This is a genomic window from Bacillus massiliglaciei (assembly GCF_900098925.1).
GTDB classification, from domain to species: Bacteria; Bacillota; Bacilli; order Bacillales; family DSM-1321; genus Peribacillus; species Peribacillus massiliglaciei.
Genome location: NZ_LT622360.1, coordinates 506,321 through 521,863 on the forward strand (window position 1 = coordinate 506,321; position 15,543 = coordinate 521,863).

The 15,543-nt window shown below is 40.4% G+C and carries 18 protein-coding genes and 2 pseudogenes; 17 read left to right on the forward strand and 3 right to left on the reverse strand.

What is annotated here, in order from left to right:
- Window positions 1-269 precede the first annotated feature (269 nt).
- The 9 genes and pseudogenes from cyoE to BQ4305_RS22330 form a co-directional block, all read left to right on the forward strand.
- A complete protein-coding gene (cyoE, locus tag BQ4305_RS19005) occupies window positions 270-1,199 on the forward strand; it encodes a heme o synthase (protein ID WP_110929297.1) in 930 nt (309 codons plus the stop codon).
- 247 nt (window positions 1,200-1,446) lie between these two features.
- The gene (gene coxB / locus BQ4305_RS19010) at window positions 1,447-2,529 is read left to right on the forward strand and encodes a cytochrome c oxidase subunit II (protein WP_110929298.1); all 1,083 of its coding nucleotides are present in this window, start codon (window positions 1,447-1,449) and stop codon (window positions 2,527-2,529) included.
- An 8-nt stretch (window positions 2,530-2,537) separates the two neighbouring features.
- Window positions 2,538-4,424, forward strand: a complete 1,887-nt coding sequence (gene ctaD, locus BQ4305_RS19015) for a cytochrome c oxidase subunit I (protein ID WP_199880764.1) — start codon at window positions 2,538-2,540, stop codon at window positions 4,422-4,424.
- Entirely contained in the window at window positions 4,424-5,053 is a 630-nt protein-coding gene (locus tag BQ4305_RS19020; protein WP_110929300.1) for a cytochrome (ubi)quinol oxidase subunit III, read from the forward strand. The genes ctaD and BQ4305_RS19020 overlap by 1 nt, the downstream gene beginning before the upstream one ends.
- A gap of 4 nt (window positions 5,054-5,057) precedes the next feature.
- Window positions 5,058-5,393 (forward strand): cytochrome c oxidase subunit IVB, encoded by a 336-nt coding sequence (gene ctaF / locus BQ4305_RS19025; RefSeq protein ID WP_110929301.1) that lies wholly within the window; start codon window positions 5,058-5,060, stop codon window positions 5,391-5,393.
- A gap of 120 nt (window positions 5,394-5,513) precedes the next feature.
- The gene (ctaG, locus tag BQ4305_RS19030) at window positions 5,514-6,413 is read left to right on the forward strand and encodes a cytochrome c oxidase assembly factor CtaG (RefSeq protein WP_110929302.1); all 900 of its coding nucleotides are present in this window, start codon (window positions 5,514-5,516) and stop codon (window positions 6,411-6,413) included.
- 164 nt (window positions 6,414-6,577) lie between these two features.
- A complete protein-coding gene (locus tag BQ4305_RS19035; RefSeq protein ID WP_110929303.1) occupies window positions 6,578-7,039 on the forward strand; it encodes a DUF420 domain-containing protein in 462 nt (153 codons plus the stop codon).
- Window positions 7,040-7,369: 330 nt separating this feature from the next.
- Window positions 7,370-7,671: pseudogene (locus BQ4305_RS22325) on the forward strand (transposase); the annotation flags it as partial.
- Window positions 7,657-7,917, forward strand: a pseudogene (locus BQ4305_RS22330) (transposase); the annotation flags it as partial. The pseudogenes BQ4305_RS22325 and BQ4305_RS22330, both read left to right, overlap by 15 nt.
- 171 nt (window positions 7,918-8,088) lie before the next feature.
- Here the strand turns inward: BQ4305_RS22330 and BQ4305_RS19045 are convergent.
- Entirely contained in the window at window positions 8,089-8,451 is a 363-nt protein-coding gene (locus BQ4305_RS19045) for a YugN family protein (protein ID WP_110929304.1), read from the reverse strand.
- A 429-nt stretch (window positions 8,452-8,880) separates the two neighbouring features.
- Between BQ4305_RS19045 and BQ4305_RS19050 the strand changes: the two genes are divergently transcribed.
- The 6 genes from BQ4305_RS19050 (at window position 8,881) to BQ4305_RS19075 (ending at window position 12,235) form a co-directional block, all read left to right on the forward strand.
- Window positions 8,881-9,909 carry a CAP domain-containing protein gene (locus tag BQ4305_RS19050; protein ID WP_234397007.1) on the forward strand — a complete coding sequence of 343 codons (1,029 nt, stop codon included), beginning with the start codon at window positions 8,881-8,883 and terminating at the stop codon, window positions 9,907-9,909.
- Window positions 9,910-10,120: 211 nt separating this feature from the next.
- Complete coding sequence (gene ylbD / locus BQ4305_RS19055) at window positions 10,121-10,594, forward strand: spore coat protein YlbD (RefSeq protein ID WP_110929305.1); 474 nt, start codon at window positions 10,121-10,123, stop codon at window positions 10,592-10,594.
- Window positions 10,595-10,601: 7 nt separating this feature from the next.
- Window positions 10,602-10,850 carry a YlbE-like family protein gene (locus BQ4305_RS19060; protein ID WP_324611606.1) on the forward strand — a complete coding sequence of 83 codons (249 nt, stop codon included), beginning with the start codon at window positions 10,602-10,604 and terminating at the stop codon, window positions 10,848-10,850.
- Between the two features lie 56 nt (window positions 10,851-10,906).
- The gene (locus BQ4305_RS19065) at window positions 10,907-11,287 is read left to right on the forward strand and encodes a hypothetical protein (RefSeq protein WP_110929307.1); all 381 of its coding nucleotides are present in this window, start codon (window positions 10,907-10,909) and stop codon (window positions 11,285-11,287) included.
- 55 nt (window positions 11,288-11,342) lie between these two features.
- Window positions 11,343-11,792 (forward strand): YlbF/YmcA family competence regulator, encoded by a 450-nt coding sequence (locus BQ4305_RS19070; protein ID WP_110929308.1) that lies wholly within the window; start codon window positions 11,343-11,345, stop codon window positions 11,790-11,792.
- Between the two features lie 167 nt (window positions 11,793-11,959).
- Entirely contained in the window at window positions 11,960-12,235 is a 276-nt protein-coding gene (locus BQ4305_RS19075) for a YlbG family protein (RefSeq protein WP_110929309.1), read from the forward strand.
- Between the two features lie 40 nt (window positions 12,236-12,275).
- Here the strand turns inward: BQ4305_RS19075 and BQ4305_RS19080 are convergent, their stop codons facing one another.
- Window positions 12,276-12,665: a DUF7147 family protein gene (locus tag BQ4305_RS19080; RefSeq protein ID WP_110929310.1), complete on the reverse strand. Its 390-nt coding sequence runs from the start codon at window positions 12,663-12,665 to the stop codon at window positions 12,276-12,278.
- Window positions 12,666-13,111: 446 nt separating this feature from the next.
- On the opposite strand from BQ4305_RS19080, the gene rsmD reads away from it, so the two are divergent.
- Both rsmD and coaD read left to right on the forward strand, forming a co-directional pair.
- Window positions 13,112-13,672 carry a 16S rRNA (guanine(966)-N(2))-methyltransferase RsmD gene (gene rsmD / locus BQ4305_RS19085; protein WP_110929311.1) on the forward strand — a complete coding sequence of 187 codons (561 nt, stop codon included), beginning with the start codon at window positions 13,112-13,114 and terminating at the stop codon, window positions 13,670-13,672.
- Window positions 13,669-14,148, forward strand: coding sequence for a pantetheine-phosphate adenylyltransferase (gene coaD / locus BQ4305_RS19090; protein WP_110929312.1), 480 nt, complete (start codon window positions 13,669-13,671; stop codon window positions 14,146-14,148). Before rsmD ends, coaD begins: the two co-directional genes overlap by 4 nt.
- A 35-nt stretch (window positions 14,149-14,183) precedes the next feature.
- On the opposite strand, the gene ylbJ is transcribed toward coaD, so the two are convergent.
- Window positions 14,184-15,389 carry a sporulation integral membrane protein YlbJ gene (gene ylbJ, locus BQ4305_RS19095; RefSeq protein ID WP_110929313.1) on the reverse strand — a complete coding sequence of 402 codons (1,206 nt, stop codon included), beginning with the start codon at window positions 15,387-15,389 and terminating at the stop codon, window positions 14,184-14,186.
- Window positions 15,390-15,543 lie beyond the last annotated feature (154 nt).

The following is a 15,543-nucleotide window of genomic DNA, read 5'->3' on the forward strand; positions in this document are numbered from 1 at the left end:
CGATTGTTTATTTTTACTATATAATTCTTGTATGGAAATAATAAGCGAATCTTAAGATTTTCTCATTCTTTATCTGATTATCAATCAGATACAAAATGGCTGAAAAATATTCTATAAAATTCCCAAAAAATATCTTAATTGTGTTTTAATGGATTATAAAAGATCCATACTTTTCGAAAAATTTGTGTTTTTAACAATTTAACTTGGATAGAAAGGATCAGAAGAGCAGTAATTCTCTATTCAGGTTCTTCAGAGGAGGAAATGGATTTATGCCGAATTTTCGGGCAATAACGGAGGCGACTGAAAGTGAGAGAACCCTTCAATCTATCGGGGAAACAACTGCCTTAAATGATTTTATGGCTCTCATTAAAGTGGGAATCGTCAATTCAAACATTATCACTGCTTTTACAGGTCTATGGCTTGCCTTGCATTTTTCAGGCGCAAGCTTCCTTGGAAATCTTGATCTTGTTTTTTTTGTAGTTGCCGGATCAGCATTCATTATTGCAGGCTCTTGTTCATTTAATAATTTCTATGACCGAGATATAGACCAGCTGATGGAGAGAACGAAAAAAAGACCGACTGTAACAGGGAAAATCAAACCGGCAGGAGTTCTTACAATAAGCTTTTTATTTATAGGGTGCGGGCTTGCTTTATTGGCTGCGGCAAACATCATGACTGCGGTGTTAGGTTTTCTTGGCGTCTTTACATATATTTATTTGTATACTGTGGTGTCTAAAAGAAGGTTTGTATCTAATACCATTATAGGGAGTCTCTCAGGGGCTGTCCCCCCCTTAATCGGGTGGGCCGCTGTGGAACCGCATCTTGATATAATGGCCTGGACGCTTTTTGGCATCATGTTTCTCTGGCAGCCGCCTCACTTTTATGCGCTAGCCATGAAGCGGGCGGAAGAATACCGGGCTGCTGACATACCGATGCTCCCTGTCGTAAAGGGTTTTAAAAGAACGAAAAATTCTATCGTAATGTGGGTTGTTTTCTTAATGGGAGTGCCTTTCTTTTTAGGTCCCCTTGGCTGGCCCGTTGTTATTTTATCTTCGGTATTGGGCGCAGGCTGGCTCATCCTCGGTTTAATAGGTTTTAAGATGCAGGATGATATTAAATGGGCCAGACTGATGTTCGTGTATTCTCTGAATTATATGACGATCTTATTTGTGGCTATGGTTATAGCTACACTGATATGAATCATGGAGAGAATTGCGAAGGATCTTTCAGCAGGACTAATGACACTTCATCCTAATGTATGCACAGGCTTTTACTGTATTTGAAAAGGCAGGCCATCATGATTATCAAACTTGCTTCCCTTTTTTAATAGCGTTTTCATAAATTCCTGCAGGGAATTCTTTCTTTCAAAGAAGTTGATATAAACTAGAAGGAATTTTCACGTTTTATTCTGGAAGAAATTTATACGAAGAGGGGGTTTTACAAGTTATGAAAATTAGATTGCGCAAATTTCGCCTCGCCTTCTTAATCAGCGTAATGGCGATTATCCTGGCCGGGTGCGGCAAGCCGTTTTTATCCACTCTTAAGCCTGCTGGCGAGGTGGGGCAATCTCAGTATGATTTGATGATTCTCAGTACATGGATCATGGTTCTAGTTATCATCGCAGTCGTTATTTTATTTACAATCGTAATCTTTCGTTTTCGCCGTAAAAAGAATGACGAGTCCATTCCAGAACAAGTGGAAGGGAACCATAAATTGGAGATTTTATGGACGGTCATTCCAATCCTTTTATTGATCATTCTGGCTGTCCCGACTGTTATTCAAACGTTCGAGCAAGCAGATACAAAGGCTATGAATGTAAAAGATGAAGAAGGAAAGACAAAGGATGCGCTGGTGATCAACGTCAGAGCCAATCTATATTGGTGGGAGTTTGAGTATCCGGATTTAGGAATCATAACAAGTCAGGATTTGGTGGTTCCAACAGATCAAAAAGTATATTTCAATTTGACTTCTTCGGATGTGAAGCATTCCTTTTGGATTCCGGCAGCAGGAGGGAAAATGGATACCAATCCTGAAGGAACCAATCAGTTCTATCTTGAATTTAACAGTGAAAAAACAGCAGAGGCCGGCGACGTTTTTTATGGGAAATGCGCTGAGCTGTGCGGACCATCACACGCCTTAATGGATTTTAAGGTGACGCCAAAGACTAAAAATGGTTTTGACAGCTGGGTAAAAGACATGCAGGCGATAAAGAAACCTGTTGCAGAAGGGGATTTGGCTAAACAGGGAGAAGAGGTTTTTAATAAAAGCTGTATTGGCTGCCATGCAGTGACTCCAAATGACAGCAGGCCGGAAGCCGCACGGCAGGCACCAAACCTTGCAACTTTCGGTGAGAGAGAGCGGATTGCAGGTGTAATGGAACATAACGAGGAAAATCTTAAAGAGTGGCTTGCAGATCCTGAAGCGCAGAAACCGGGAAACTTAATGACAGGTACGTATGGCAAGCTCTCTGATCAAGAAATAGACGCACTTACAGAATACTTAATGGGTCTTAAAGCAGAAGAAAAATAAGATATTGGATGGGAGGTAAAATTGTGACTACCTATGCGAAGAAGCAGGGATTCGGTTCGACCTTATGGGACTATTTAACAACAGTTGACCATAAGAAGATTGCCATACTTTATCTTGTTGCCGGCGGACTATTTTTTGTGATTGGCGGCTTGGAGGCTATGTTTATACGAATCCAGCTGGCCATTCCAAACAATAATTTTGTCAGCGCAGGGTTTTACAATGAAATATTAACGATGCATGGGACGACAATGATCTTTCTGGCAGCCATGCCGTTGGTCTTCGCTGTTATGAATGCTGTAGTCCCTTTGCAAATTGGGGCCCGGGATGTGGCCTTTCCTTATTTGAATTCTCTAGGTTTTTGGCTGTTCTTTTTTGGCGGAATATTCTTGAATCTTTCTTGGTTCATGGGAGGAGCCCCTGATGCAGGGTGGACTTCCTATGCATCTCTTTCCCTTCATTCGGCGGGGCATGGAATTGATTTTTATGTTCTTGGACTGCAAATATCTGGCTTGGGAACATTGATTGCAGGGATTAATTTTTTGGCTACTATCATTAATATGCGCGCCCCCGGTATGACCTATATGCGAATGCCTCTATTTACATGGTCAACCTTTGTGGTTTCAGCATTGATATTATTTGCCTTTCCGCCTTTAACAGTAGGGCTTGTACTGATGATGTTTGATCGCATGTTCGGGTCCAATTTCTTTGATGTAGCTGCCGGCGGCAATACGATAATCTGGGAGCATTTATTCTGGATTTTTGGACATCCGGAAGTTTACATATTAATACTTCCTGCCTTTGGTATTTTTTCTGAAGTGTTTGCTATTTTTTCAAGAAAAAGGCTGTTTGGGTATTCCTCAATGGTCTTTGCGACCGTATTAATTGGTTTTCTGGGGTTCATGGTTTGGGCCCACCATATGTTCACAGTGGGTCTAGGGCCGATTGCGAATGCCATCTTTGCTGTTGCTACAATGGCTATTGCTGTTCCAACAGGTATTAAGATCTTTAACTGGATTTTTACCATGTGGGGAGGAAGCGTAAAGTTTACTGTCCCGATGCTTTATGCCGTCGCTTTTATCCCTTCTTTTACAATGGGAGGGGTAACAGGGATCATGAATGCAACGGCCCCTGCTGATTATCAATTTCATGACAGCTACTTTGTAGTGGCACATTTTCACTATGTTATTGTAGGAGGCGTCGTGCTCGGACTTCTGGCAGGTATCACTCTATATTGGCCAAAAATGTTTGGCACCATGCTTAATGAAACACTAGGTAAGATTACATTCTGGACCTTTCTGATTGGATTCCACCTGACTTTCTTCATCCAGCATTTTCTCGGCTTGATGGGAATGCCGAGGCGTGTATTTACCTTCCTTCCGGATCAGGGACTGGATACAGGCAATGCAGTCAGCACAGTTGGCGCCTTTTTAATGGCGGTTGGAGTAATTGTGATGGTGATTAATATCATCATTACTTCGGTAAAAAATGAAAAAGTCGGCAATGATCCTTGGGGAGACGGTCGCACACTGGAATGGGCTCTGCCTTCTCCGCCTCCGTTTTATAATTTCAAGCAGCTTCCGTTGGTGAGAGGACTCGATCCTTATTGGGTTGAAAAAATGGAAGGGAAGCAGGAAATGACACCTGCAGAGCCTTTGGGGGATATCCATATGCCTAATTCCTCTATATTGCCATTGACGACTTCCTTTGGTTTGTTTGTAGCTGCTTTTGGTGCTTTATATCATCTGGACGATAAACCCTGGACAGTCCCAGTAATTGCAATAGGGCTTTCAATTACTTTCGTATCCATGCTGATTCGGTCCGTGAAAGATGACCATGGATACCACATTCATAAGGAAGATTTAATGGACGATAAGGATAAGGAGGTTAAGGGGTAATGCATGCAGATGAAAAGTTTACTAATACTACATGGCCTGCCTCTCCTGAAAAAGCCACTCTTGAAGGGAAGAATAAGTTTTTAGGTTTCTGGTTATTCCTTGGAGGAGAAACGGTACTTTTTGCATCCCTGTTTGCCACATACCTGGCCCTGAAGGATAAGGTTCCTAATGAAGAGGCTGCTTTAGCAAAGGATTTATTTGAATTGCCGCTAACTTTTGTGGCGACTATGCTGCTGCTGACAAGTTCATTGACAAGTGTTTACGCTATGTACCATATGAAAAACTTTGATTTTAAAAGGATGCAGAATTGGATTTTGCTGACGGTAATATTAGGAATGGGGTTCCTTGGCCTTGAAATTTATGAATTTAATCATTATGTTCATGAGTTTGGGCACACTTTTACAAGCAGTGCTTTTGGATCCGCTTTTTATACACTGGTTGGTTTTCATGGAGCGCATGTAGCTTTTGGACTTCTCTGGTTTATAACCTTAATGATCCGCAATGCCGGAAGAGGGCTGAATTTGTATAATGCCCCTAAATTTTATGTAGCGAATCTTTATTGGCATTTTATCGATGTTGTTTGGGTATTTATATTTACAGTTGTATATTTAATGGGAATGGTGGGATGAACTGATGGCGAATGAACAATCAAATTCAGCGAACCCAAGTGCCGATTTAAAATATCGCCGTAAGAAAAATGCAGAAGAAATGAAGCATCAGCTTATTTCATTCATACTGATGATTTTTTTCACTTTGCTTGCCTTTGCTGCAGTCGGAATTGATGGATTTTCTCAATGGTTCATTAAACCTGTCATTCTGCTGTTCGCAGCTGTCCAAGTTATTTTTCAGCTTTACTATTTCATGCACATGAAGCATAAGGGACATGACACGATTACGTTATTTCTTTTTTCTGGTCTGGCTGTAGGGCTGATTACAGTTTTGACATTTTTGACGATTGTATGGATTTAAGATAGGGAAAAACGGCTGCGTCAGCCGTTTTTCTTTTTTAGATATTGGCGGTTTTAATTGTATGAGTATTCTGGATTCTTTATAATGAAAGTAAAATTTTGATCAGCGAGGTGAAAAACAATGTCTATCGAGGTTTTTGGATTCCGAGCTCTATGGAGCCCGCTTTATTTTACCGTCCTTGTGTTAATTTCGGCAGGGTATTTTATTTTGATGAGGCGCTGCCGATCCATTCAAGCAGTTCCTTCTCTTACAAAGAGACAAATTTGCTATTTCTTAATTGCGATTGTTTTGCTTTATGCAGTAAAGGGTTCTCCAATAGATTTACTAAGCCATATTATGTTCAGTGCACATATGACTCAAATGGCTATTCTTTATTTAGTGATTCCTCCTTTGTTCATAATTGCTATACCGAATTGGCTTTGGAAAACGATGATAGAAAACAGGGCAATCAAAAGAAGCTTTCAATTTTTTACAAAACCCCTTTTTGCGCTTCTGTTGTTCAATGTTCTTTTTTCTATGTACCATATTCCTCTTATTTTTGATTATGTTAAAACAGGGGTGCTGATTCATGCGGTCAGCACAGTGCTTCTTTTTATTACTGCGATCTTTATGTGGTTTCCGCTCGTTAATCAGCTCCCTGAAGAAGAGAGTTTGTATGGTGTCAAAAAGATCGCCTATATTTTTGGAAGCGGTATTTTGCTTACCCCTGCATGCGCCTTGATTATATTTGCCGATCAGCCGCTTTATCACACTTTTTCCAACCCGGAAGCATGGGGGCATGCTATGTCGTTATGCGTGCCGGCATCTTCTTTGGCAGGATTGACATTAAGTGGACCGGAAATGTTTAATGGGCTGCCGGCGCTGGATGATCAGCAGCTGGGTGGAGTATTGATGAAAGTAATCCAGGAAATCGTTTTGGGCTATGTCCTCGGGGTTGCTTTTTTTGCTTGGTTTAAGAAAGAGAACGGCGATCATGATCAAGTGGACCCGCTTCCGCCTGAATTTCGGACAGTTGAGTGAAGGAAAAGTCTATACAAATGATTCCCGCTGAGCATTAAAATTAAAATAAATGATAAAAGATAAAAGTGAGCATTCTGTTAATATTTGACGAATAGATTGTTTTTTGAGAGCCTCTCTTATAAAATAAATGAAGATGAATAATTAAAGAGAGGATTTTTTTACATATGTCTTTGCCGATGCTTCCGACCATCAGTACTTCCTTTATTGTGCTAAGTGCCATTACAGTGGCAATTGGCTGGTATCAAATCAAACAAAGAAAAATTGAAACGCATCAGAAAACGATGCTGACAGCGGCGGTTTTCGCTGTGATTTTCTTTGCTATTTATTTATCCAGAACCGTCTTTATAGGCAGCACTTCCTTTGGCGGACCTGATGATATCAAAATTTATTACACAATCTTTTTAATTTTTCACATTACTCTGGCGACAACAGGAGCCGTATTAGGCATTATCATGTTAGTGACTGGTTATAAAAAGAATTATGCGGTCCATAGAAAAATAGGCCCGACAACCAGTATTATCTGGTTCTTTACAGCCATTACAGGTGTTGCGGTTTACCTGCTGTTATATGTGTTCTATCACGGAGGGGATACGACCTCCTTAATTAAAGCAATTCTTGGATTTTAGCTAAAATAGCAAGAAAAAGAAAAAACGCATATGCTTATGCGTTTTTTCTTTTCAGCCTGTAGACAAACTCGAAATTTCGAGTTTGCCTACAGGCTTTTTTCTTTTAAAATAATAGTAATAGTTTTTGAAATAGTGTTAGTTGATTTTCGTTTCGGCGGACGCTTTCCGCGGGCGTGGCCCAATCCTCCTCGTCGCTTTGCTCCTGCGGGGTATCGGCCTTCACGCTTTTCCCGCAGGAGTCGCCGCCTGCACTACAATCAACTCCTTTCTAAATAAATGTCTGAGGTGAATGGATAGGATGTCGAAAAATCAAATAAGTGAACTGATCAAATGGACATGATTACAATAGAGCAACTTGTACCCCTGGATCATCCGGTTAGAAAGCATGAATCAGCGATTGATTTTTCTTTCATCTATCCACTAGTTGAATCACTGTTTTCAACACTAGGCCGACCTAGTGTTGATCCAGCCGTATTCATTAAATGACATTTGTCAAATATGTATTTGGAATTCGTTCCATGCGTCAGACAATAAGAGAAATTGAAACGAATATGGCGTATGCTGGTTTTTAGGGTTTGGATTTCATTCAGAAGTACTGCACTTTTCTACCCTTCGGTAAAAATTATGAACGTCATATTTGGGCACAGTATGTGGAGGAAGCAGATCATCTTCGTCATCAACACGATATCAAACAAATATATGCAAGACGTAAAGAAACGATTGAACGTGTCTTTGCGGATGCGAAAGAAAAGCATGGTATGCGATGGACAACCCTTCGAGGGATTATAAAATTGTCCATGCAGATGATGCTTACTTTTGCTGCTATGAATTTAAAGAAGCTTGCCAATTGGACATGGCAAGCTTCAGCTATTGTCTAAAATAGAATACTCGAAGAGCATTTTGCTTAAAATCAGACCATAAAATACCTAAAAAAATCTCAAAAAGACAAAAGGCCTTCAGAATGAGACCATTCTGAAGGCCTTTTGTCGACAATCTGAAACGGATATGCTTATGCGTTTTTCTTTGTTTCCTTAGGGTGAGATTTATTATTATAATCCATTAAATTGATCCAGCTCTTCTTTGACTCCCGCCAATATTTTTTCGCATTGTTTAACCAGTGAGCTGGGAAAATACTCTCCTTCCCCGTATTCGACTCCATGCGGATAATAATGTTTACCGAGAATAGGGGTCAATAATTTAATGACGGCCTTATGTGCTCCTACGTCTCCTTCCAATGCATACCCTTGTACTCTCAGATAATATACCCCTTCCTTAATATCGAACTTCCGATCATAACTGACTCGTTCATAGTCCCACTGTTCTGTGCGAATAAGGCCAAACTCAGGCAGCAGTCCGTCAAGTCGGTTTAACTCTGCCGTTTGATTTTCAAGACCAGAATTATCAAATCTCACGTTAAGAACCTCCTATTGCCTATAGAATAGTGATAACAATCGGGTATGTACATTAAATCCCCGGATATTCTGAAAAATACAAAAATTACCTAAAATAATAATAATATGAAATGATGGAAGTTGCAATCTGAATACATCGTGTACAGTATTTTATCAAGTCGGCCCAAGTTTCAGATAACATGCTGTTTTTTCAAGCATTGAAATTGGATTTCTGTTTAGTTGAAAAGTTTATCGGCTTTTGTGCAGAATGAGAGATTCTTATCCTGCATGAGCAACTTTTTGGAAAGGGCGTGCTGCTTGTTTTTTGCCTATCTTTTTCAGGTGAAGAATGATAGGTATTGGTGATGAACAATGTTATAATGAACTTTAATTACAAGTGAGATAGAGAGGGGAAGTGATCCTCTGCGCTTTTTATGGAAAGTTCTTTTATTGTCTGCTGTTTTCTTTACGGCTGGCATTTATTATAATTCAGGATCAAAAGAAAGTGACCAAACCATATTAAATGGAAATAAAACTGTAAATCCTAATGAACAAATCGAAAAGAAAGATGAATCTTTTAATCAGGAAGCTCAGCGGGCAGATAAAGGTATCGCCTCGATGATTGGTTCTTCTGCTGAGAAATTAAAGGCTCAGTATGGAGAGCCGGATCGAATTGATCCTTCTGCCTATGGGTATGACTGGTGGATTTACCATCGTTCGGATGATGATTATTTCCAATTTGGGGTTTCAGGGAATAAAGTTGTCACTGCCTATGGATTAGGGGATAAAGTAGATATACGTCCGTTTAAAATTGGACAGTCCATTGATGAGATATACTCCCGTCTGTATGTGCAGGCACTGGTGGATATTACGCTTGACAGCAGCCTGTATCGGTTTGAGCTCTCCGAGGAAGATATGAATATGAGGCCGCTGATTGACTTGGGAAACGTATTTGCACAGCTTTATTTAGATAAATTTACCGGCAGGGTATCGAGCGTGCGCTTCTTGGATGACTGGACCCTTGTCAAACAGGAGCCTTATGAAATGACCTACCGGGGTGCACTTCTGAAAGAAAAGGAACTGTCAGAAGCGGATTATAAAGCCATAGATGAAGGAAATACGAAGCAGATTTTTGATATCACAAATATTATGAGAAAAAGATTTGATCGGAACCCGCTTATTTGGGACGATGAAACTGCAGCAGCTGCTTCTCTTCATAGTGTCGAGATGTCTGAAACCGAAACTCTGTCCTCTGTTTCAGAAGCGAAAGATGATATTTCAGGGCGGCTGAGAGAAGGGAATGTGAAGTTTAAAGAGGCAGGCGAAAATATTGCCTATGATTATATAGATGCTATTGCTGCAGTGGAAGGCTGGATTAACAGCAAGACGCATCGGGATACGCTGCTGGATGAAAAATACACGCATTTGGGAGTAGGTTCTTTCAAAAAAAATTATACGCAAAGTTTTATTTCTAAATAAAGCTTTTCTGAAAATTGGCTGCAGCCCCAAAAGGTCAAAGTGAAATCTGACCTTTTGGGGCTGCTTGTTTTATATTGTCTGAAGGTGTTAAGGCACGCCTATTTTACCTTTTCTGCCGTACAAAATGGTTAGCGTTTACCTAAAGGGGCACATCGCTTTTAGATCTTGCATATTGTGATTGTAGGCTGATGTCTTAGCGAGGTGAGTAAGATTGGCAAAGAAAAAACGGCCGTCTGTAGAAGAATTTAAAAAATTTATTAAAGCCCATCCTCATGTTCGAAAAGAAGTGAACAATGGAGTGTCCTGGCAGGAATTGTTTGAAGAGTGGTATTTCCTCGGACCCGATCATGAAAGGTGGAAAAAAGAGAATAAAAATAGCGAGAATCATGAAGAGAATCCAGAACCAAAGGAATCTTCATTCAATGAGACTGTTCCTCCAGAGAGCAAGACCGAAGCTAACAATGCTGAGTGGATGAGCACTTTGTTAACTGCGGTGAAAGGACTCGATATTAACCAAGTGCAGCAGTATATTTCAAATGCAAATCAAGCAATAGGAGCCCTGCAGGGAGTCCTGTCTGCTTTTCAGGGAGATCCTGCCTCTAAGAAAGAGGAAGCGGAACCTCAGCCGACCCGCGTGATTGAAAAAGAAAACCGACGGAATCCATTCACTTTTGCGAAAGACTGAAAGGAGAATGAAAGTGCGCCATGACTTGTACGAATACATTGAAAATAACGAGGATTTAATTAATTATTTAAGGATTCAGCCGGTTTGGTATAAAAACCTCATGAGAAACCCCCATTTGCTTGAACAGTTTGAAACAGAAGCGACCTATTTTTTTAAGAAGTCCATCCCCCACCGGGTAACAAAGTTTTCTGACGGTGTGCAAGTCGCTTCCATGATGCTTAATATGTTTCAGGCCATAAATTCACAAGGTTCTTAAATCTGGAGTAAAATACAGTATTGTGGCAAACAATATGGCCATAAGGAGGGTCTCTCATGGTGAAAGAAATTTTGTTTGCAGTATGCATGGCATTGACGACGGCGGGCTGCGGAGATAAAATTCCGGAGCCCGAAAATATAGCTGCAGCGGCCGTCCAAGACGATAGTTTTACAGTTAAAACAGCAGTGAGCGGCAATAAAGTATATATTGAATGCCATGTGAAAAAATACAGTTTTTCTTCAACTGGATCCAAGCCTTTGGCGGCTGTTTTGGTTTATGTGGATGGAAAACTAATGGAAGACAAGCATACAGCAGCCTTTGTACTTAAAAATTTGCCGCAGGGAAAGCATGTAATTAAGCTGGTGGTCGTCAATCAATCAGGTCAGGGTACTGGAATGAGCAGAGAATTTAACGTACATATTCACTCAAGGGTTTGATAAACGATGGCATCACAGTCATAAAAATGGTAAAATGACATTGGAGGTGGCATATATGCTTGCTACTATGGAAATTGTTGATATTCTTCAGGCAGCAGATGAATTGGGAGAAATGATCCTCCAATCAGATATAGGAGAAAATTATCTTATTTGTTTATATAAGCTTAAAAGTGATAAAGAAGCCCAGCGGAAGATTGCAGAATTTGCCTCGATGAAGGAGCTGTACGAAGAAGTTCAGCGCTTTGGGAAATACCATCCTGATTATAAAAGAGTTAATCTTAGCATAAGAGGACTCAAGAGGGAAATGGATCTTCATCCTACGGTAGCAGAATTCAAGAGGGCTGAAACGGAGCTTCAGGGAATTCTCGATGAAATCAGTGTTAAAGTAGGCAAGGCGGTATCTTCTCAAATTAAGATACCGACAGGAAATCCCTTCTTTGATTCTTCATCAGGCTGTTCAAGCGGCGGATGCGGATCAGGTGGAAGCTGCAGCTGTTCTGCATAAGATTTAATGTGAAAAACCGGAGGAAATCCGGTTTTTTTCTATATGATTGTATTCAGTGGTTATGTCGATTTCTGATAAATTTCAGACGACTTAGTGGGAATATCTTGAATGAATTTCTTCCCCTGTGCTAAACTTAGTAAAAACCTCGACTATAAGGAGTTATGGATATGATCGGAGCAAGACAGGGAATAATAGTTTATCTTCATACGCTGAAGCAGGCGAAGATGTTAAGGAAATTCGGTAATATCCACTATGTTTCAAAAAAATTGAAATATGCGGTCCTTTATACGAATATGGATGAAGTGGAAGCACTTGTGAAAAAACTTGAAAATTATTCGTTTGTAAAGAAGGTAGATCTATCTCATAAACCATTCCTTAAAATGGAGTATGAGAATTCCAAACCTGACAAAGCGAAAGAATATGATTATAAAATGGGCATTTAAAAAGGCTGACTCTAAACAGAGCCAGCTTTTTTCATTAGATTCAGTGCATGGGCGGCAAGTACTTATTCATCCGCAGAATTCCAATTAAATATTGATAATACAATCCTGTCTCTGCAAACATATTGGAAGGTTTGACATCCAGTTCAATAATCGGTTTATCCAGTTCTTCAGCAAGTGTACGGAACAGATCGAATCGTTTATTCGAATGTATACCGGGATGGGGTATACCTTCCCTGCAGATGTATAGTGGCTGAAAATCTCCTGTGTCAGTGGCATTCAGCATCACTATAAGGGAAGTCATTTTCTTACCGTTTGCTTCCGTGTGAAATGCCATTAATCTGGCGACTCTATGCCTGTTATTTCTGCCTATTTCAAGAAGTTCATAGATATCTGAATATCCTTCTCCCAATTCTATAAAGCGTTGAATCAAAAAAATCTCTCCTTAATTCTCTTTTTGTATGCTTTATCATTTTGCCATTTGAGACGGAATAGAGTCAATCAAGAATTTTTCATAAAAAAACCCTGCAGATTACCTGCAGGGTCCTTCTATGTCTTTTTAGGGACTAGAAGGCAAAGGGAGAGGAGAAACCGGAGGAAGAGCTTATGGGGAAACGTAAGCCTTCTCCGCGGTTGGCAACAACAACTACATAAGTAATGTTGTTAGTTATATTGTTTCCATTTCTAAGAAACTTATTCAGCGGCGGAGAATGTTTTTGCGATCCGCTGTTATTTCTGAGCTGTACAGAAAAAGAATTAGCAGAATAGGGATTTTCTAAATAGCTGTGAAACCATGCTTTTATGAGGGTGTTGGCTAAGAAAAATGAATGTGTTAGGATTAATGGGTAATAGAATTTTCTAAAAGATGTGGTGAAAATAATGAGGGTTGTCTCGGGTGTATGCAAGGGAAGGCCGTTAAAAGGGGTTCCGGGAAAAGGAACAAGACCCACGACCGATAAAGTCAAAGAAGCGGTATTTAATATAATCGGCCCATATTTTGAAGGGGGCATTGTACTGGATTTATTTGCGGGGAGCGGAGGACTTGGAATAGAAGCTCTGAGCCGGGGAATGGAGAAAGGGATTTTTATTGACAGGGACTACAGTGCAGTGCAAACTGTTAAATCTAACCTGGAGTCTACAGGATTTACGGAATTGGCGGAAGTTTACCGTAATGATTCTGAGAGGGCATTGAAGGCACTGATAAAAAGAGAAGTAGTGTTCGATCTTATTTTACTGGACCCTCCCTATAAAAAGCAGAGACTGGTTGAAGTGCTTAAAACCATGGATGAGGCGAAAATTCTTTCAGAAGAAGGAACGATTGTTTGTGAACATTCGAATGACGTCCAGCTTCCTGAAAGTGTAGGGGACCTTGTAGCAAAAAGAAAAGAAAACTATGGAATGATCGGAGTCACTATTTATGAGCGGAGGGACACACAATGAAGAAGGTAGCCATTTGTCCGGGGAGTTTTGATCCTATTACTTTCGGACACTTAGACATTATTCAAAGAGGGGCAAAGATTTTTGATGAGGTGCATGTAGTAGTCCTGAATAATTCCGCTAAAAATTCATTGTTTTCAGCTGAGGAAAGAATTGAACTAATTAGGGAAGTAACTTCGCAAATGCCCAATGTAAAAGTAGATTCCTTTCAGGGACTTACGGTTGACTATGCGAAAAAAGTATCTGCAATCGCGATTATACGCGGACTTCGTGCCGTTTCTGATTTTGAGTATGAAATGCAGGGGACGTCAATGAATCGCTTATTGAATGATCAGGTAGAAACGTTTTTTATCATGACAAAAAATAAGTATTCATTTCTCAGTTCGAGCATAGTAAAAGAAGCTGCTAAATATGGCGGCGACATATCTAAATTAGTGCCTCAGGTGGTTGAGGAAGCCTTACATAAAAAATTTAAATAATCCTGTTAAAACGGAGAGCCGGCCGGCTCTCCGTTTTATTTCATAACAATCCTTCTGGAAAAAATAATTACATAAAGGGTGAGGAAGAAAAGAGTGAACAAAGGACCCATTTCAATCATTGATTGATAATAGGGACTTGCTTCGCGTTCAATCCAGCCGCTGACAGGCAAAGCACTGGCGGAAATACCGTCACGGCCCATATAGAGGCATACAAGGTAAGCGATGATGGCTGAAATAATACCTTGTAAAATTCTTGCTGCAAAGAAAGGAAAGAAGCGGATATCTGTATCGGCGATTATGCTGGCTACCTGTGCCTGAATGCTGAATCCGCTGAAAGCAAGTATGAAACTGGTTAAGACGATTTGCTGCACCAAGGTTGCTTCTTTTGTTTCACTGATCAAATTGGCCCCTAATGTCATTTCGAATAAACCAGATATCACGGGCAATCCCAATGCTTCAGGGAAGCTAAAAAGAGCAAGTAGCCAATGGCTGCCTTCAGCAATCATGCTTGATAGATGCAGGTGCACCAGTACTTCACTAATGACAGAAAAGAGAATGATAAATCCGCCAATCATTAGCTGAGTGTTTATGGATGAAATAACAGCATCCCCCAGTAATTTCCCGAATGGCCGTTTTTCTCTAATCCTGGTTTTATGCATTTGGCTAAAAGCTTCTCTCAAAGATGGCAGACGGTTAAGCTGTTTTGCTGATCTGTGTTCCTCTTCTTTTCTTCCATAAAATCGCATGATAAAGCCCACTAATACATTCCCTAGGTAATGGGCAAGTGCCAGAATGATTCCGATTTTAGCATTATGGAAAAATCCGACCGAAACGGCAACGAAAATGAAAAGAGGATTGGATGAATTGGTAAAACAAACAAGCCGTTCAGCTTCTATACGGGTAAGCTGTTCTTCCTGGCGGAGCCTGGCCGTAAATTTGGCCCCAGCAGGAAAACCTGAAGCAAGCCCCATCGCCCAAACAAATCCGCCGGCACCCGGAACCCTGAAAAGCGGGCGCATTAACGGTTCAAGCATAACACCAAGAAATTTAACCACCCCAAAGCTAATCAGAAGTTCTGAAAGGATCAGGAAAGGCAAAAGAGAGGGGAAAACGACCTGCCACCACATATTCAGTCCATTTTTTGATGCTTCGAATGAATCTTGCGGAAAAAGGATAAGCCCGCAAGCCATCAGTGTAAGGGATAAGCCCATGATTAACGATTTCAATTTGGATTTAAACAACTTCGGGCCTCCTTTATCTCGAAACTGGTATGTAATATTTTGATATGGAGAAACGAGAACTGCTCTATACCTATAGCTAAATGATCCAGATGGCCACAGCGGATGAACCTAAAGAGAAAGGGATAAAATAAGATACAGGTTTGTCCTTTTACAA